Consider the following 17,811-nt stretch of genomic DNA (forward strand, 5'->3'; position numbering starts at 1 on the left):
TCCGATGCCGACTGACCTTCGCGTGTCCGGCGCAGAGAGAGCGGGTGTGCGGTTGTTGAACGGCTGCCCGCACATATGCGAGACGGGGCCGGGGAGCACCTCCCGACCCCGCCCGTCCGCACGATTTCGGCGAACGTTCACTGCAGCGCCCCCGCAGGGGCGCGGGGAACTGCGCGACAAGCCACGACGCACCCGCAGCCGCCACCCAACCGCTCCCCCTACGGCGCTACCGCTTCGCCACCTTCCGCGTAGCCCGCAACCACTCCTTGTTCATACTCGTGATCGACACCAACGGAATGCCCTTCGGGCAGGCAGTCGCACACTCCCCCGTCAACGTGCAGCCCCCGAAGCCCTCTTCGTCCATCTGCGCCACCATGTCCAGCACCCGCGTCTCGCGCTCGGGCGCACCCTGCGGCAGCACATTCAGGTGGTTGACCTTGGCGGAGGTGAAGAGCATCGCCGCCCCGTTCGGGCAGGCCGCCACACATGCCCCGCAGCCGATGCACTCCGCGTGCTCGAAGGCGAAGTCGGCGTCCGGCTTCGGGACGGGCGTGGCATGGGCCTCCGGTGCGGCGCCCGTCGGGGCGGAGATGTAGCCGCCGGACTGGATGATCCGGTCGAACGCGGACCGGTCCACCACCAGGTCCTTGATCACCGGGAACGCGGACGCCCTCCACGGCTCGATGTCGATCGTGTCGCCGTCCTTGAAGGACCGCATGTGCAGCTGACAGGTGGTGGTGCGCTCCGGGCCGTGCGCATCCCCGTTGATCACAAGGGAACACGCACCGCAGATGCCCTCGCGGCAGTCGTGGTCGAAGGCGACCGGGTCCTCGCCCTTGAGGATGAGCTCCTCGTTGAGGGTGTCGAGCATCTCCAGGAACGACATGTCGGAGGAGATGCCGTCCACCTCGTACGTGGACATGGCGCCGTCGGCGTCGGCGTTCTGCTGCCGCCAGACGCGCAGGGTGAGCTTCATGCATAGCTCCGCTGAGTGGGGTGGACGTACTCGAAGACGAGGTCTTCCTTGTGCAGGGCCGGGGCCTCGCCCGTGCCCGTGAACTCCCAGGCCGCCGCATAGCCGAACTCGTCGTCCCTGCGGGCCGCTTCGCCGTCCGGGGTCTGCGACTCCTCGCGGAAGTGGCCGCCGCAGGACTCGGCGCGGTGCAGTGCGTCCAGGCACATGAGCTCGGCGAGTTCGAGGTAGTCGACGACGCGGTTGGCCTTCTCCAGCGACTGGTTGAACTCCTCGCCGGTGCCTGGCACCTTGATGCGCCGCCAGAACTCCTCGCGGATCTGCGGGATGCGCTCCAGTGCCTTGCGCAGTCCGCTGTCGGTGCGGGCCATGCCGCAGAACTCCCACATGAGTTCGCCGACTTCGCGGTGGAAGGAGTCGGGGGTACGGTCGCCGTCGACGGAGAGGAGCAGGTTGAGCCGGTCCTCGGTTTCCGCCAACACCTCTTGTACGGCGGGGTGTTGGGCGGTGACGGCCTCGTGGTGCGGGTTGCGGGCGAGGTAGTCGTTGATGGTCGCCGGCAGCACGAAGTAGCCGTCGGCCAGGCCCTGCATCAGCGCGGAGGCGCCGAGGCGGTTCGCGCCGTGGTCGGAGAAGTTGGCCTCGCCGATCGCGAACAGGCCCGGGACGGTGGTCTGCAGGTCGTAGTCGACCCACAGGCCGCCCATCGTGTAGTGCACGGCGGGGTAGATCCGCATCGGGACGGTGTACGGGTCCTCGGCGGTGATCCGCGCGTACATGTCGAAGAGGTTGCCGTACTTCTCCTCGACCGCCTTGCGGCCCATGCGCTGGATGGCGTCGGCGAAGTCCAGGTAGACGCCCTGGCCGCCGGGTCCCACTCCCCTGCCCTCGTCGCAGACGTTCTTCGCGGCGCGGGAGGCGATGTCGCGCGGGACCAGGTTGCCGAAGGACGGGTAGATGCGCTCCAGGTAGTAGTCGCGCTCGTCCTCGGGGATCTGGTTCGGCGGCCGGTCGTCGCCCTTGGCCTTCGGCACCCAGATCCGGCCGTCGTTGCGCAGCGACTCGCTCATCAGGGTGAGCTTGGACTGGTGGTCGCCGGTGCGCGGGATGCAGGTCGGATGGATCTGGGTGAAGCAGGGGTTGGCGAAGTAGGCGCCGCGCCGGTGGGCGCGCCAGACGGCGGTGGCGTTGGAGTTCATGGCGTTGGTCGACAGGTAGAAGACGTTGCCGTAGCCGCCGCTGGCCAGGACGACGGCGTCCGCGAAGTAGGTGTCGATGCGGCCGGTGATGAGATCGCGCGCCACGATGCCGCGCGCCTTCCCGTCGATGACGATCAGGTCGAGCATCTCGGTGCGCGGGTGCATCTCGATGTTGCCCGCGGCGATCTGCCTGCTGAGGGCCTGGTAGGCACCGAGCAGCAGTTGCTGGCCCGTCTGTCCGCGGGCGTAGAAGGTCCGCGAGACCTGTACGCCGCCGAAGGAGCGGGTGTCGAGCAGGCCGCCGTACTCACGGGCGAACGGCACGCCCTGCGCCACGCACTGGTCGATGATCTCCACCGAAATCTGCGCCAGGCGGTGGACGTTGGACTCGCGCGCCCTGAAGTCGCCGCCCTTGACGGTGTCGTAGAACAGCCGGTGGATGGAGTCGCCGTCGTTGCGGTAGTTCTTGGCGGCGTTGATGCCGCCCTGGGCGGCGATCGAGTGGGCGCGGCGCGGGGAGTCCTGGTAGCAGAACTGGACGACGTGGTAGCCCTGTTCGGCGAGCGTGGCACCCGCGGAACCCCCGGCCAGCCCCGTACCGACCACGATCACCGTGTGCTTGCGCCGGTTGGCCGGGTTGACCAGCTTGGCCTCGAAACGGCGCTTGTCCCAGCGCTCGGCCACGGGCCCGGAGGGGGCCTTGGAGTCGGTGACCGGTTCGCCGGTCACGTAGTCGGTGTACGTCATGGTCAGCTCACCACTCCGGTCATGACGCCCACGGGTACGGCGATGAAACCGGCCGTGAGCAGCAGTGCGAGGACGTTGGCGACGGTCTTGAGCGCGCGGTCGCGGGTGCGGCTGCCGACGCCGAGGGTCTGTGCGGCGCTCCAGAAGCCGTGCCGCACGTGCAGGCCGAGGGCGAGCATCGCGACGATGTAGATGACGTTGCCGTACCAGGTGGAGAAGGTGTCCACGACGTTCTGGTACGGGTGGCCCTCCTGGAAGCCGCCCGAGTGCACGGTGCCGGTCGTGAGGTCGAGGAGGTGCCACACGATGAACAGACCCAGGATGATCCCGCCCCAGCGCATGGTGCGCGTCGCGTAGCTCGCCCGCGGCTTCTTGTGCACGTACTTGCTGGGCCGCGCCTTGATGTCGCGGCGGCTGAGCTGGTAGGCGGACGTGGCGTGGGCGACGACCGCGACCACGAGCACGATCCGGATCAGCCAGAGCGTCCACTCGTAGTGCATGAACGGCTCGCCGATGGTGCGCAGCCAGTGGGCGTAGTGGTTGAACTCGCCCGCCCCGAAGAAGATCTTCAGGTTGCCGATCATGTGGACGACCAGATACAGCAGCATGATCACGCCGCTGACGGCCATCACTGTCTTCTTGCCGACGGAGCTGTCCCACACGGTGCGCGCCATGGACGGCCGTCGGTCCGTCCGCGTTGCCAGAGCCATGGGTCAAGACGCTAGGGCCGAAGGTCCCGATCGGTCCAAGACATGGTCCGGCTTGATTCCATAGGGAACGGCTATCGTACGACCATGCAGTTCCAGCAGCTCCAGTACTTTGTGGCGGTCGCCGAGACGCGGCACTTCACCCGGGCCGCCGACCTGGTCCATGTCGCGCAGCCCTCCCTGTCCCAGCAGATCAAGGCGCTGGAGCGGGAGCTCGGGGCCGATCTGTTCCTGCGGGCGCGCGGCAACATCACCCTCACCGACGCGGGCGAGGCGCTGCTGCCGCTGGCCCGCCGCATCCTGGCCGACGCGGACACGGCCCGGCATGAGGTGCAGGAGCTGGTGCAGCTGCGCAGCGGCCGGGTCCGGCTGGGCGCGACGCCGAGCGTGTGCACGGGTCTGCTGCCGGATGTGCTGCGCGCCTTCCACGACCGCTATCCCGGCATCCGGCTGCTGATCGAGGAGGGCGGCTCCCACGATCTCGTACGGGAACTCGCCCGCGGCGCCCTCGACCTCGCCCTGGTCGTGCTGCCGCTGCCCTCGCCCTCCCCCGCGCTGACGACGGTGGAGCTGCTGCGTGAGGACCTGGTGGTGGTGTCGTCGCCGGAGTCGCCCGCGCCCACCGGCCCGGGGCGGCGCACCGTGCGCATCCCCGACCTGGAGGGCGCACCCCTGGTGATGTTCCGGCACGGCTACGACCTGCGCGAACTGACCGTCGCCGCATGCCGCGCCGAGGGCTTCGAGCCGGACTTCGCGGTGGAGGGCGGCGAGATGGACGCGGTGCTGGGCTTCGTGCGGGCGGGGCTCGGCGTGGCCGTCGTACCCCGTATGGTCGCGACGCGGTCCGGACGGGGGCTACGGGTCACTCCGCTCGCCCGGCCCGGACTGCACCGCACCATCGCGCTGGCCCACCGCAGCGACGTGGCACCGCCGCGGGCCGCCCGCGAGTTGCAGCGGATGCTGCTGGAGCGCTGACCCAGAAGCGGCATTCCAGACATCAGGAACGCGATCAGGGGGTACCCCACTTACGGAGGTTCATGATGTTCGAGGCAGGCGACATCCGTGAATGGCGTGGTCACGCCGTGGTCGACCCGCAGGGCCGCAAGATCGGCGTCCTGGAGGCGGTCTATGTCGACACCGCGACCGACCTGCCTTTCTTCGCGACGGTGACAGTGGGTCTGCCCACTCGCCGACGCCTGGTTTTCGTGCCGCTCTCCGGCGCGACCGTCGGACCGGGCTATCTCAAGGTCGCTCACCCCAAGGACTTGGTGAGGAACGCCCCCGCGATCGACACCGACGGTGAGCTGCCCGCCACGGACGAGCCGGAGATCTTCGCGCATTACGAACTCGACTATGCACGGGGAGGCGGCGGCGAACGCCGTCTCGCCCGTCGCTGAGCCGCCGGGAGCGCCGATGAGTCTCTTTCTGTTCCTCGCCCTGATGGCCGTCGTTCTCGGCATCATCGGATTCGCCGCGCACGGCCTGTTCTACCTGCTGGTCATCGGAGCCGTCGTTCTGGTCGCCGATCTCGCGTACGCCGCCTTGCGCTTCCGCCGTGGCGGACGAAAGCACCGCGTGGTGCGCTGACGCGACAGCCGCTACCCCCGGTCCCCGGCCCCGGGCGTTGCCGCCGGTCGGGCTGCCGTGGTGTGTCCCGCTTCCGTCGAGGCCTCCGGCGTGGAGGACGTGATCACCTCGGAGCGTCGGCTGCCCCGGTCCATGAGGCCGCCCGTGAAGGCGAGGCCGAGGCCTGCCACGGCCAGGGCGGCGCCGACCAGGTTGGGTGAAGCCCAGCCCCAACCTGCGGAGATGGCCAGTCCGCCCAGCCAGGCGCCGCCCGCGTTGGCCAGATTGAAGGCGGAGTGATTGGAGGCGGCAGCCATCGTCGGCGCGTTCTTCGCCTTGGCCATGAGCAGCATCTGGACGGGGGTGGTGACGAAGGCGCCCATCGCACCGATGAAGGTGATCGTCACCAGGGCCGGCACGGTGTGGTGGATGGTGAAGTAGAACGTCACCAGCCCCGCGGCGAGCAGAGCAAGGCCCGCGTGGAGCGTCGGGCGCAGGGCCCGGTCCGTGAGGGGGCCCGCCAGCAGCGTGCCGAGCGTCATGCCGACGCCGTACAGCGCGAGAACCAGGGTGGTCGAGGAGTCGGAGATGCCCGTGAGGTGCGTCAGCATCGGCACCAGATAGCTGTAGACGGCGAAGAACCCGCCGAAGCCCACGACCGCCGTGGCCAGGCCGATCGCGACCTGCCTGTTGCCCATGGCCCGCAGCTCGTGCCGGATGCCGGACTGCCGGCCGCGTGGCTGGTGCGGGACGAAGAGGGCCAGCGCGGCGAGGGCGACGAGACCGATGACGGCGACGGCGGCGTAGGCGGCCCGCCAGCCCAGCTGCTGTCCGAGGGCGGTCCCGGCCGGGACGCCGACGATGTTCGCGACGGTCAGTCCGAGGAACATTTTCGAGACGGCGCGCGCAGCCCGTTCGGGGGCGACCAGCCGGGAGGCGACGACCGCGCCGACGCCGAACAGCGCCCCGTGCGGCAGCCCCGCCAGGAAACGCGCGGCGAACAGCAGACCGAAGTCGGGAGCAAGCGCGGACGCGATATTGCCGACCACGAACAGTCCCGACAGAAGCAGCAGGAGCCGTTTGTGCGGTACGCGGGCACCGATGCCGGTCAGCACGGGGGCGCCGACGACCACGCCCAGCGCATAGGCCGACACCAGGTTGCCGGCGTGTGGCACCGACACACCGACCCCGTCAGCGATCTGGGGCAGCAGCCCCATCGTGGCGAACTCGGTCGTGCCGATGCCGAATGCGACGACAGCCAGGGCCAGCAGAGCCAGGGGCATGGTGCGGGAGAACCTTTCGAAAGCGGCAGTGCAACAGGGCAAGCCCCGTAACCACTGCAGCAGTGGTTACGGGGCCGCGCATTCCAAGATCGAGCCACACCCTGGAGTGATCTATGTCATGTCGGCGGCGCTTCAGCCGCTGTAGGCGGCGAAGATCTTCGCGAATTCGTAGGGAGACTGCGGGATGTTGGTGCACTGGTACAGCGCGCCCGTACAGGCGTTGCGATCCCGGGTGGCCTCCCAGAAGGCGAGCTCACCCAGGTGCTTGTCCTGGGCGAAGGAGACCAACTGGCGGGCGTCGGCCTGGTCGTAGACATGACCGTCGTCGTTCTGCCCGAGCATCGGTGTCACTCCTACCATCGCCCAGACCTGGGCGTCGGTCCTGCCCGGATAGAGCGACTTCAGCTGGCTGAAGGTGCTCTGCGCTGCCTGGACGGCGGCGTCGCCGTAGTCGACGCTGCGGTAGTAGTCCATGGCCATCACGTTCACCACGTCCACGTCGACCCCGGCGTCGCGCGCCGACTGCACCACGCTCAGGCCGTCCGCGGTCAGCCCCTCCGGGAGGACGGGAAGCGTCAGCGAGATCCGCAGCCCCGGGTGGGCCTGCTGCAGTCGCGCCAGAGCCTGGGAGCGACGGGCGACGGAGGCTGGGTCCGCGGTGGCCGCACCCTCGATGTCGAAGTCGACGTACTTCAGGCCGTAGGCGTTCACGACCGCGTTGTACTCGGCGTAGAGCGCGTCCACCGAACTGCAGGCCTGGGCCAGTTCGATGCCGCTGGCGCCGCCGAAGGAGACCTTGACGTCTCCCCCGGCGGCCCGGATGGCGTCGATCTGGTCCTTGGCCCAGCCGTCACGCGGGTCGTAGGCGTTGAACCACATCGCCTTGCAGCCGGAGGCGGTGATGAAGGCCATCGTGTAGTTCTTGAGCCCGCTCGCCGAGGCCATGTCGGGCATGCTCGGCGTGGGCCACGCGCCCATGTCGATGTACGGCGCGGTGGACAGACCCCCGCTGGGCTGCTGACTGCCGGTGGAGGTCGTGCCGCTGACGGCCGCGGAGTAGGCGGACACATTGCCCGCGGCATCGCGGGCCCGCACCCGGAACGAGTAACTCGTGCCTGCCTGCAGCCCGGTGGCCGTGTACGAGGTGCCGGTCGCGGTGACGGGTGTGCCGCCGTCGCGCGAGATCTCGTAACCGGCAACTGATCCCGAGTCGTCGGTCGCGGCGCTCCACCGCACGGTCAGGGCGGAGGCCGTCGCGAAGCCCACGGTCACTCCGCCCGGGACACTGGGCGGCGTGGTGTCGGTGCTCGAACCACCTGTGCAGGAAGCGCCGTTGAACCTGCAGCCGGCGGGGGTGCCGCTGCCGTTGGACACCCAGCCGAAGGACGCGGACGCACCCGGCGCCAAAGTGCCGTTGTACTCACGGTTCTTGAAGGTGTAGTGGTTGCCGCTCTGGGTGAGCAGCGCGTCCCAGTACGAGCCGACGCCGGTGCCGGAGGGAAGGTCGAACTCGACGCTCCAGGCGGACAGGGTGGTGCTGCCGGCGTTGGTGATGGTGTACGCGCCCTGGTAACCACCCTCCCAGGTCGACGTCTTGGAGAAGACGGCGTTCGGTGTGCCCGCGGCGGAGGCGGGCGGGGCCAGGATCATGAGAAGCAACCCGGCGAACAGGGTGAGGAGTACCGACGGTCTTCGCATTTGCTGCCTCCACTGGGGGGTGGGCGCCGGGGCGGCGCGTGAAGCCGCACAGCATTGGTCCATACCAACCTTCTGGCATGTACATACAGAGCGGTCGGCCGACCGTCAAGCCTTCCGCCCGGCAGGGCCCACGTACGGCAGGTCAGGTCATCGCCTCGGCGAGCAGTTCGATCTGGTCGAGCCCCGATCCGGTGGGAACGAGGATGAGTTCGTCGCAGCCGGCCGCCTCGAAGGCGGCGACATAGGCCCTGACCATGTCCGGGGTCACCGCGGCGCTCGCGGCGACCTGGCCGGCGACGTCGCCGAGGAAGCCGTAGTAGTCCAGGAGGTAGGAGTCGGCCTGCGCGCGGGCGTCGGGGCCGAGCGCGAAGTAGGCCAGTGACAGCTTGCGGGCCGTGCCCGGGCGCTTGGCGTCCGCCCAGGCCGCGTCCACGCCGGCCGCGGCCTGGGCGAACATCTCCGGGGTGCCGCCGCCCATGATCCAGCCGTCGCCCAGCTCGGCCACCCGCCGGAAACTGGCCGCGGTCGTACCGCCCAGGATCAGCTCGGGGCCGCCGTCGCGCACGGTCCGCGGTCCGATCGCGCCGGCGAATCCGCGCTCCTCGCCGGACCAGATGTCCTTCATCTCCCGCAGCTGTTCCTCGAAGCGGCGCCCCCTGCCTTTGGTCGACAGCCCGCTGGCGGCGAAGTCGTCGTCGCGCCCGCCGAGGCCCACCCCCAGCACGAAACGTCCGGCGGAGATGCGCTCCAGGGACGCCGCCTGCTTGGCCAGCAAGGCGGCGTTGGCGTAGAGCGGTGCGAGGAGCACGCTCGTCGTCAGCCGGATCCTGCTGGTGACCGCGGCGGCCGCAGTGAGAGCGATCAGCTCCTCATAGCCCTGGTACACCAGCCGCCCGATCGTACCCAGGGTGCTGAACCCCGCCCCCTCTGCCTGCCGGGCCCAGTCCAGCAGCCTGGAGGGTTCCGTTCCGGGAACCGTGTTGGGAAGACCGATTCCGACGTCCATCTCTGCCTCCGGTCGCAGGAAACTCACTCCGAGCCCATCATGCGCACGAATGCCACTGGTTGGGCCGTCGATTACGCACATAGGACGCCCGCGCCGGTCTCAACTCTCGTTCAGGACGAGGTCAGAGGTGTCGGCCGAGATAGCGCCGGGAGCGGCGGCGGTTGCGCAGGTGTACGCCGGTGCCGGTGGCGGCTGTGAGTGCGATGGCCGCCCACCACGGCAGCAGGAGGCCCGTGATCACCAGTACGACGGCTGCGGCCGAGAGGGGCTCGGCCATGCCGGGTGACCGGACGGCGGGCTGCGGAGCGTTCGCCCGGGTCCGGGCGGGCTTCTGGAATCCGTCGGCCTTGGCAGCGAGTGGCGGCGCCGTGGGCTCGCTGCGCTGCAACGCCCCTCCCCCGGCGTCCAGTTGGGTCGGGGGCCGGACCGGGGTCGAGCGCGGTGGGGGCGGTGTCGTCCGCGTGGCCGCTTCGGCGGCCGGCCCTCCTGGGCGCGGGGTGGGTGGTGCCGGGGCGTCGAGCGCGGCCAGCAGGCCGCGTACCTCCAACGCCGAGGCCGGGCGGTCGTCCGGTTCCTTGGACAGCAGGGCGAGGATCAACTCGTCCCATGCACGCGGCAGTCCGGGGCGCAGTCTGCTCGGCGGCAGCGGCGGCTCGTTCATGTGCTTGAGCAGCAGGACGTGCCAGGCGGGTGCCTCGAACGGCGGGCGGCCGGTGGTGAGTTCGTAGAGGATGCAGCCCAGGGAGTACAGGTCGGTGCGCAGGTCGACGGGTCCGTCGCCGCGGGCCTGCTCCGGCGACATATAGGCCGGCGTGCCCACGATCGAGCCGGTGGCGGTCAGCGTGGCGGACGATGCCGCGCCGTCCAGGATGCGGGCGATGCCGAAGTCCAGCACCTTCACCGCGCGGTCGTCGCTGTTGTCGGGGGCGTCCCGTTCGCCGCCGGTGACCAGGACATTCGCCGGCTTCATGTCGCGGTGTACCACATCCGCCGCATGGGCCGTGCCGAGCGCCCGGCACAGCTGCTCGGCCCACCGCGCGGTGTGCGCCAGGACCGGCGGGCCGTCCTCACGGATCACCCGGTCCAGCGACCGCCCGTTCAGCAGCTCCATCACCAGGTACGGCACCTCGGCGTCACCGACCGCCTGTGCCATGCCCAGCTCGTGCACGGTGACGATGTACGGGCTGGACAGGCGCGCGGCGGCGCGCGCCTCCCGGACGAAGCGGGCCGCGAGGCTGTGGTCCTGGCCTGCGCCGACCCCCGTGAGCAGTTTGACGGCCACGTCACGGTGCAGATGTTCGTCGTAGGCCCGCCACACCTCTCCCATACCGCCGGAACCGATCCGGCCGGCCAGTCGGTAGCGCGCGTCCAGCAGCCGCTCCGGCATCCGTCCCCCTGTGTGCCCGTGCGTACGTCAGCCCGTGGCGTCCACCAGTGCCAGCTCGTGCAGCCGGTCCGGCGGGCCGGGGCGAGCGTAGTACCAGCCCTGGGCCGTGTCGCAGCCCAGTATCCGCAACTGCTCGGCCTGGGCACCGGTTTCCACGCCCTCCACCGTCACCGCGAGGTCGAGGCTGTGGGCGAGGGAGACGATCCCTTCGACGATCTTGAGGTCGACGGGGTCGGCCGGGAACTGCTGCATGCTCTGGGTGAAGGAGCGGTCCAGCTTGAGGATGCTGACCGGGAGGCGGCGCAGGTTCGCCAGGTTCGAGTAGCCGGTGCCGAAGTCGTCGAGTGCGATGTCGACGCCCATCTCGGCGAGGCGGCGCAGGGGCTTGAGGAGGTCGTCGTCGGCGCCGATCAGGGCCGACTCGGTGACCTCCAGGCACAGCGCGTCCGGTTCGACTCCCGCGCGTTCCAGGATGTCGACCGTGTCCTGGACCAGGCCGGGGTGGGTGAGCTGGCAGGGCGAGAGGTTGACGTTGATGCGGAGCGGGCCCGCATCGTCGTACCGTTCTCGCCATTCGCGCGCCTGGCGGACGGACTGTTCCAGGACCCAGCGGCCCAGCGGCACGATCAGGCCGGTGTGTTCGGCGAGCGGGATGAAGCGGTCCGGGCCGAGGATGCCGTGCTGCGGGTGCAGCCAGCGCACCAGGGCCTCGGCGCCGCGCACGCTGCCGTCGCCGAGGTGGACCAGCGGCTGGTACTCGATGAAGAACTCGCCCCGGTCCAGGGCCGCCGGCAGCGCGGTCGTGAGGCCGTGCCGGGTGATGGCGCGGGCGTCGGCCTCCTCGTCGGCGAGCTCGAAGCGGTTGCCGCCCGCCGACTTGGCCCGGTACATGGTGATGTCGGCGCTGCGCAGCACCTCCGCCGGGCTGCGCTCGCCCGCCGGGCCTTCGACGATGCCGATGCTGCCGCGCACCGTCAGCTCCCGGCCGTCGATGCTGATCGGGGCGATGAGCGCGTTCATGATGCGGGCGGCGAGCTCGTCGACCTCGCGCTCGGTGTCGGCGCCGGTGGTCAGCGCCACGAACTCGTCGCCGCCGAGCCGGGCGACCATCTCGCCGGGCGCGGTCGCGCAGGCCTGCAGCCGGTCGGCGACCTCGACGAGCAGCCGGTCGCCGGCCGCATGGCCGAGGCTGTCGTTGACGGTCTTGAAGCCGTCCAGGTCGAGGTAGCACAGGCCGTAGCGCTGGCCCCGGCCCGCGCCCAGCGCCTTCTCCAGGCGCTCGAAGAAGAAGGTGCGGTTGGGCAGGCCGGTGAGCGCGTCGTGCGTGGCCTCGTAGCGCAGCCGGAGGTTGAGCAGCCGCCGCTCGGTGGTGTCCTCCATGAGGGCGAGCTGGTACTGCGGGTTGCCGTCCGCGTCGCGCAGGAGGGAGACCGTCAGATTGGTCCACAGGACCGTTCCGTCCGGGCGGTAGAAGGCCTTTTCGACGTGGTAGTGCTCGCGCTCGCCGCGGACGAGCTCCTCGTAGAGCTTCCAGGTCTGCGGCGCGTCCTCGGGGTGGGTCCATTCCTGGACCCTGCGGCCGTACGCCATGGTGTCCGTGATGCCGAACATGCGCAGCAGCGCGCCGTTGACCTGGAGGATGTTGCCCTCCAGGTCGGCGATGCCGATCCCTATGGCCGCGCCCTCGAAGACCGCCCGGAAGCGGGCCTCGGTGGCGTGCAGCGCCTGGGCGACCACGCCCTGCGCCTGGAGGGCGGCCGCGGAGATCGCCTCCTGCTCGGCCAGCGTCCGCTGGCGCAGCGCCCCGGCGAACCCGGCGGCCATGGCGTGCTGCAACCGCGAGGAACGCGCCCGCAGTTCCTCCTGGTCGCCGTCCCCGCCGCAGTAGAGCACCAGGTAGGCGTCGACGCAGTCCAGGGTGCGGGTGAGGGCGTCCGGGTCGGTGCAGTGCGCGGCGACGAGGGCGGCACCGACCGCCCTGCCCTCGTCCAGGTCGAGGATCCGGGCGTGCAGCGCCTCGCTCAACCGACGGGCCAGCGGCAGGAGTTGCTCCTCGAACTCCGGCCGGGTCAGCGACGTCGAGGTCACCGGGAACACTGCCCGGCTCCAGATGGTCGCGAACCTGCGCAGTCTGTCCGGCTGCCCGTCCGGCTCCGCCCTCACGCCGTACGCCCCACGCCCGCGAACCCGGAGAAGGCATATGGATCCTCGTCCTCCGGCGCCTCCTGCGGCCGCCACACCGGCGGCGGCACCAATCCCGGTTCCACCATGTCGTACCCCTCGAAGAACCGCGCGATCTCCTCGCGCGAGCGCATGATCAGCGGGTTGCGGATGTCCTTGTACACGTCCACCGCGCCCTCGGCCCGCTCCGCCGGCAGCGGGATTCCCTCGTACGAGGCATGCGTGAGCACGAGCAGGCTGCCGGGCGCGAGCGCGTCGCGCAGCTCGGCCACCGCCTCGTACGGGTCGTCCGCGTCTTCCACGAAGTGCAGTATGGCAACGAGAAGCAGCGCCACTGGCCGGTTCAGGTCGATCAGGCGCTCCACCTCGGCGCTCGCGAGGATCTCCCGGGGCTTGCGGAGGTCGGCGGCGACGACTCCCGCGCCGTCGTTGCCCGCGAGGACCGCCTGGCTGTGCGCGACGGCGACCGGGTCGTGGTCGACGTACACCACGCGCGCGCCGGAGTTCGCCGACTGCGCCACCTCGTGAACGTTTCCGAAGGTGGGGATCCCGGAACCGACGTCCAGGAACTGGTCGATGCCCTCGTCGGCAGCAAAGCGCACCGCGCGGCGCATGAACGCCCGGTTCGCCTGCATGATCTTCGGGAGTCCCGGCATGAACTCCATCGCCTTGCGCGCCGCCTCCCGGTCGACCTCGAAGTTGTGCGAACCGCCCAGGTAATAGTCGTAGATCCGCGAGACACTGGGCACCGAGATGTCGATGCTCCGTGGGGCCCAGGCGGGACGCTCCATCTATCTCTCCAAGGCGTAGGCGATCCGGTGTTCGAGCTGAGGCTACTGATCGCCTGCCAACGGGGCGAGCCGAAACGGAAATTGACCGTCCGTTCCCGGTCACTGCCTGCGGCACGTGCCGCATTCGCCCGCTACTGCGCCTTTCCGGGGCTGTGACATCAGCGGCTCCGCCGCGGGCCCCCGGACCCCCAGCGGCAGAACGGCAGAACGTGAAAAGCGGTCCGCCCCCTCCGTGCGGTGCGGAGGGGGCGGACCTGCGATCGTGCGCGCGTCCGGTGCGATCAACCCTGGGGAGGTGACGGCTACTTCTTCGGCGCGCCGATCGGCTTTCCGGAGGGGGCCATGACGTACCAGGTGCCGCCGACACCCTGGCCGTTGGTGTCCCCCGGCTTGGCGTCGCCGGAGAAGGTGTACGCCGGCCAGCAGTCGACGGTCATCTGCTTGACGCCGTCGGGCCGGGTGAAGCCCATCAGGCCCTTCTTCTCGATGCCCTTGGTGTCGTCCGGGGAGACGATCCCCACCGCCGGCCACTTCTCCAGGCAGGAACCGGTGCAGTTGGAGATCGGCTTGGGCCAGGCCACGTCCTTCAGGAAGCGGTAGACCGTCATGCCGTTCTTGTCGACGACGATGTCCCCGAGCTTGGGGTCCTTGCGCACGGAGAGTCCGGGCAGGCTCGCAAGGGTGGCCTTCTTGCCGTCGGGGGCGAGCGCGAACCACTTGCCGCCCACGCCCTGCCCGGCGATGTCGCCGGCCTTGGTGTCCTTCGCATAGCGGTACGCCGGCCAGCCGCCGATGGTCAACTGCTTGCTGCCGTCGGACCGGGTGACCTCGCCGAGCAGGGCCTTGTCGATGCCGGCGCCGGCCGTGGCGTCGTCCGCGGCAACCGGCGGCCAGGCCTTGGCGCAGTCGCCGTCACAGTTGGACTTGGGCGGCTCGGCGGTGTCCTCGTCGAAGCGGTACAGGGTCATGCCCTTGCCGTCGGTCAGCACCTTGCCGAGCTGCGCGTTCTGGGTGACGGCAAGCTTGCCCGCGGCCGCGGACTGGGCCCCGGAGTTCTGCCCGTCGGCCCCGTAGCCATTGCTGGGGCTGGCGCTCGCACCGGCACCGGCACCTGCGCCGACGCTGCCGTAATCGCCCGCCGCGGCCGTGGCACCCACGTTCTGGCTGCCCACCGCCGAGGTGCCGCTTTCCTGACCGCACGCCGTCGTCAGCGCCAGTACAGCCGCAGCGCTTGCCACGAGTGAGGCGCTCCGCCAGGAGGTCTTCATCTTCAACTCCCCATAATTCACAAGGGTGTTGCAGCGCCCTGCTGCGCCGCCGCACGAGCATGGGTACGAATGGGACCCACGGTTGTGTTCAACCGCCTCACAAATTTCTTTCCGGAACCTGTGGCACCGGCGCGCCAATCCGTACACGCGTGCGCGTCGTCGTACTCCCGGGTGGGCGCCGAATCAAACCGCCGTACGCCCCTCATCCCCCGTTCGGGCCATTACCGGGCGCGCTCGGGCGCGCCCCGGCGCACCAGGGCTCATGATCTCCGTCGTGCATGGACCCGAACCGACCCAAACCGCCCTCGCCGCAAGGGCGTTGGCACTGGCGGCACTGACGTGGCTCCTGCTGGGGGCACCGGCCGGCATAGCGGCGGCCGACGCCTGCGCGTATGCCTCGACCGGCCCGGACGGCACCCGGGCGGTGGCGGTGGCGGTCGCCGGAGACCCCGCCTGGCCTGCTCCGCCGATCTGCCCCGAACCCACGCCGACGCCGACACCGACACCGAGGCCCGCGCCGCCGGAGCCGAAGCCTCCGCCGCGCACCCCCGCACCGAAGCCGACGCCGAAACCCGAACCGCCGCCGCCTTCCCCGCCCGCACCGCGCCCGGCACCACCCCGCCCGAGCCCGACTCCCCCACCCGCACCGACCCCCGCCCCGAAGCCGTCGGCCAGGCCCGTCCCCCATCCGCTCATGGCCCGGGTGACCTACCCGCGCTATCGGGCGCCGGCGCCCGGACGGCCGTCGAACGGCGGTCCCTCGCCGGTCACCTTTGTCCTGCTCATCACGGCGCCCGCCGTGATCGCCGTCGCGGCGCTGCGGCCGCGCTGACTCCTGGAGGCATCCCTTGCCGGAATGGCTTGTTCTCACCCTCGCGATGCTGGCCGCCTGCTCCGTGGTGGTCATCGTCACCTTCGTACGGCACCGGGCCGCGCCCGTGGACGAGGACCCCAACGAGACACCGGACGTCATCGAGTACATGACGATGTGGATCGGCGTGGTGTACGCCATCGTCCTGGGCCTTGCCATCGCCGGGGTGTGGGAGGGCCGCAGCGCCGCCCAGGACCATGTGCAGGCGGAGGCCGTTGCGCTGCACGAGATCTCGGAGCGGGTACGGGTCTATCCGACCGACATCCGTGACCGCATTCGGGACGATGTCAACGCCTATGTCGGACAGGTCGTGAACACCGAGTGGAAGACGATGGCCGACGACGGGCAGGTCACCCCGCGCGGCGCCGAGCTCTTCGCCCGCATCCGACAGGACGTCACCGACTACCAGCCGAAGACGGACTTCGAGGCCCAGGCCTACCAGCCGCTCCTCGATCAGGTCACCGCCGCGGACCAGGCCCGCAGCGCCCGGGCCGACTCCATGGGGGCGACCATGCCGGGCGTGGTGTGGTTCGGGCTGCTCGGCGGGGCCGTGGTCACCATCGGCATGGTCTTCGCACTGCAGATCCGGCGCACCATGCGTGAACTGGTCCTCGCCGGGCTGTTCTCCGCCCTGATCGCATTCCTGCTCTTCCTCATCTGGGACTTCGACGCGCCCTACACCCGGGGCATCACGGCCTCGGCGTCCCCCTTCCTGGACCTGTTCCCGCACATCCGGGCCTGACCGACCGCCAGGTCCTGACCCGACGGGCCACCCGGGGACGCGCGCCACGCCGCACACATCCCTCGGGTGGCCCACGCTTTTGCCCCGTTCGCGCTACACCGATCGCGCGGACGCACACCTGTTCCTAGCGTTTCGGTTGTCGAGGCGCATGTGCCCGCACAGCGGAACGGGTCCGCAGCTGCTCCTCGGGGACCGGAAGGAACGACCATGCACGCGATACGCATTGCTTCGGCCGCTCTGCTCGGCTTCAGTGCCCTCGCCCTCACCGCACCTTCCGCCGCCGCGAGGGACGACGGACACAACATCACGCCGTTCGGCTTCAGCGTGCTGCCCTCGACCATCGCGCCGGGCGGCCAGGTCAAGCTGCATGTGAACCGGGACGGCGAATGCAAAGGGCCGGCGCGGGTCACGTCGGTGGTGTTCGACACGGTCGTCATCCCGCCGGGACGGTCCTGGGCGACGGCGCAGGTCGACTGGGACGCCAAGCCGGGCGCGGTGTACCGGGTGAGGTTCTCGTGCGACGGCGCGAGCGGATCCACGGACCTGACCATCGTGGGCGGCCGCCCGCACCACCCGAGACCGGTGCCCATCGACCCCGTCCCGGTGCCGGCCAACCCCCACCGGGGAGTACACGCCGGTCTGGGCGGCAGCATCGCCGGGTTCGACCTCAAGGAGACCGGGATGGGCCTCGCCCTCATCGCCGGCTCGGTCGGTACGGCGTACCGCCTCTCGCGCCGCCGCAGCGCCGAGGAGGGGACCTGAACAAAGGGCCTTCGCCCCGGATCCTCATCAGGGACCACCAGGGGCGAAGGCCTTTGACGTGCGATGTGACGTGCGATCAGCTCTCCGAAGGGGGGAGATCAGATCTGCTTCTCGGACCTCCGTCGCATCCAGAACACTCCGCCGGCGATGAAGGCCGCGGCCACGAGCCCACCGCCGATGGCCATGTCGGTGGGCGTCGCCCCGGTGGAGCTGCCGCCACCGAACCCGCCCTGGACGCCTCCGATGACGGTGAAGGCGGCCGGGTTGGTCAGGGACTTGCCGCCGCAGGTGACGGTGATGGGGTGTGCGCCGTTTCTCGCGTCCCTGTCCACCGTTGCGGTGCCCCTCGATGTGTTGCTGCCTCCGACCGACACCAGCTGTGTGCTCGGGAACGCGTCCGAGGTCGCAGTGGCTCCGCCCGGGCAGCCGTCCACGGTGATGGTCAACTGCCCGCCACGGGCGATGACACTGGGCAGGGCAACGATATTGCTCGGGTTGAAATTCATTCCGTCCCTCGCGACGGCCGCCGGCGCGGCGAGGCCGAGGGCGGCGACCGCGGCGGCTGAGACCGCCAGGGCACGATGACTACTCATGTGATCCTCCGCGGAAGACGCCCCGGGGCCCTTCCCC

Annotated in this window: 17 protein-coding genes; 6 read left to right on the forward strand and 11 right to left on the reverse strand. The window is 70.2% G+C overall.

Annotated features, from left to right (window positions below):
• Positions 1-226: 226 nt before the first annotated feature.
• From P2Q00_RS13255 to P2Q00_RS13265, 3 genes are read right to left on the reverse strand one after another with little or no spacing between them, the layout of a single operon-like run.
• A complete protein-coding gene (locus tag P2Q00_RS13255; RefSeq protein WP_275772610.1) occupies positions 227-976 on the reverse strand; it encodes a succinate dehydrogenase/fumarate reductase iron-sulfur subunit in 750 nt (249 codons plus the stop codon).
• Complete coding sequence (locus P2Q00_RS13260; RefSeq protein ID WP_275772612.1) at positions 973-2,919, reverse strand: fumarate reductase/succinate dehydrogenase flavoprotein subunit; 1,947 nt, start codon at positions 2,917-2,919, stop codon at positions 973-975. Before P2Q00_RS13260 ends, P2Q00_RS13255 begins: the two co-directional genes overlap by 4 nt.
• A gap of 2 nt (positions 2,920-2,921) precedes the next feature.
• On the reverse strand, positions 2,922-3,593 hold the full coding sequence (locus tag P2Q00_RS13265) for a succinate dehydrogenase (RefSeq protein WP_275772717.1): 672 nt from the start codon (positions 3,591-3,593) through the stop codon (positions 2,922-2,924).
• A 120-nt stretch (positions 3,594-3,713) separates the two neighbouring features.
• Between P2Q00_RS13265 and P2Q00_RS13270 the strand changes: the two genes are divergently transcribed.
• The 3 genes from P2Q00_RS13270 (at position 3,714) to P2Q00_RS13280 (ending at position 5,213) form a co-directional block, all read left to right on the forward strand.
• A complete protein-coding gene (locus tag P2Q00_RS13270; RefSeq protein WP_275772613.1) occupies positions 3,714-4,601 on the forward strand; it encodes a LysR family transcriptional regulator in 888 nt (295 codons plus the stop codon).
• Positions 4,602-4,666: 65 nt separating this feature from the next.
• Positions 4,667-5,023: a PRC-barrel domain-containing protein gene (locus P2Q00_RS13275; protein ID WP_275772718.1), complete on the forward strand. Its 357-nt coding sequence runs from the start codon at positions 4,667-4,669 to the stop codon at positions 5,021-5,023.
• Positions 5,024-5,039: 16 nt separating this feature from the next.
• Positions 5,040-5,213, forward strand: a complete 174-nt coding sequence (locus P2Q00_RS13280) for a hypothetical protein (protein WP_275772615.1) — start codon at positions 5,040-5,042, stop codon at positions 5,211-5,213.
• An 11-nt stretch (positions 5,214-5,224) separates the two neighbouring features.
• Here P2Q00_RS13280 and P2Q00_RS13285 read toward each other — a convergent pair whose 3' ends face one another.
• From P2Q00_RS13285 to P2Q00_RS13315, 7 genes are all read right to left on the reverse strand, one after another.
• Complete coding sequence (locus tag P2Q00_RS13285; protein ID WP_275772616.1) at positions 5,225-6,475, reverse strand: MFS transporter; 1,251 nt, start codon at positions 6,473-6,475, stop codon at positions 5,225-5,227.
• Positions 6,476-6,607: 132 nt separating this feature from the next.
• Positions 6,608-8,173: a cellulose binding domain-containing protein gene (locus P2Q00_RS13290; protein ID WP_275772617.1), complete on the reverse strand. Its 1,566-nt coding sequence runs from the start codon at positions 8,171-8,173 to the stop codon at positions 6,608-6,610.
• A 142-nt stretch (positions 8,174-8,315) separates the two neighbouring features.
• Positions 8,316-9,179: an LLM class flavin-dependent oxidoreductase gene (locus tag P2Q00_RS13295; protein ID WP_275772618.1), complete on the reverse strand. Its 864-nt coding sequence runs from the start codon at positions 9,177-9,179 to the stop codon at positions 8,316-8,318.
• A gap of 121 nt (positions 9,180-9,300) precedes the next feature.
• Positions 9,301-10,566 carry a serine/threonine-protein kinase gene (locus tag P2Q00_RS13300; protein ID WP_275772619.1) on the reverse strand — a complete coding sequence of 422 codons (1,266 nt, stop codon included), beginning with the start codon at positions 10,564-10,566 and terminating at the stop codon, positions 9,301-9,303.
• 27 nt (positions 10,567-10,593) lie between these two features.
• Positions 10,594-12,729, reverse strand: coding sequence for a putative bifunctional diguanylate cyclase/phosphodiesterase (locus P2Q00_RS13305; RefSeq protein WP_275772620.1), 2,136 nt, complete (start codon positions 12,727-12,729; stop codon positions 10,594-10,596).
• Entirely contained in the window at positions 12,726-13,538 is an 813-nt protein-coding gene (locus tag P2Q00_RS13310; RefSeq protein WP_275772621.1) for an SAM-dependent methyltransferase, read from the reverse strand. Before P2Q00_RS13310 ends, P2Q00_RS13305 begins: the two co-directional genes overlap by 4 nt.
• Positions 13,539-13,840: 302 nt before the next feature.
• The gene (locus tag P2Q00_RS13315; protein ID WP_275772622.1) at positions 13,841-14,806 is read right to left on the reverse strand and encodes an SCO0930 family lipoprotein; all 966 of its coding nucleotides are present in this window, start codon (positions 14,804-14,806) and stop codon (positions 13,841-13,843) included.
• Positions 14,807-15,080: 274 nt separating this feature from the next.
• Here P2Q00_RS13315 and P2Q00_RS13320 point away from each other — a divergent pair, with 274 nt between their 5' ends.
• The 3 genes from P2Q00_RS13320 (at position 15,081) to P2Q00_RS13330 (ending at position 17,181) form a co-directional block, all read left to right on the forward strand.
• Positions 15,081-15,638, forward strand: coding sequence for a hypothetical protein (locus P2Q00_RS13320; protein ID WP_275772623.1), 558 nt, complete (start codon positions 15,081-15,083; stop codon positions 15,636-15,638).
• Between the two features lie 16 nt (positions 15,639-15,654).
• Complete coding sequence (locus P2Q00_RS13325; RefSeq protein WP_275772624.1) at positions 15,655-16,419, forward strand: bestrophin-like domain; 765 nt, start codon at positions 15,655-15,657, stop codon at positions 16,417-16,419.
• A 207-nt stretch (positions 16,420-16,626) separates the two neighbouring features.
• Entirely contained in the window at positions 16,627-17,181 is a 555-nt protein-coding gene (locus P2Q00_RS13330; protein WP_275772625.1) for a hypothetical protein, read from the forward strand.
• A 98-nt stretch (positions 17,182-17,279) separates the two neighbouring features.
• Here P2Q00_RS13330 and P2Q00_RS13335 read toward each other — a convergent pair whose 3' ends face one another.
• A complete protein-coding gene (locus tag P2Q00_RS13335) occupies positions 17,280-17,774 on the reverse strand; it encodes a hypothetical protein (RefSeq protein WP_275772626.1) in 495 nt (164 codons plus the stop codon).
• Positions 17,775-17,811 lie beyond the last annotated feature (37 nt).

It is taken from the genome of Streptomyces coacervatus (genome assembly GCF_029223485.1).
GTDB lineage: Bacteria > Actinomycetota > Actinomycetes > Streptomycetales > Streptomycetaceae > Streptomyces > Streptomyces coacervatus.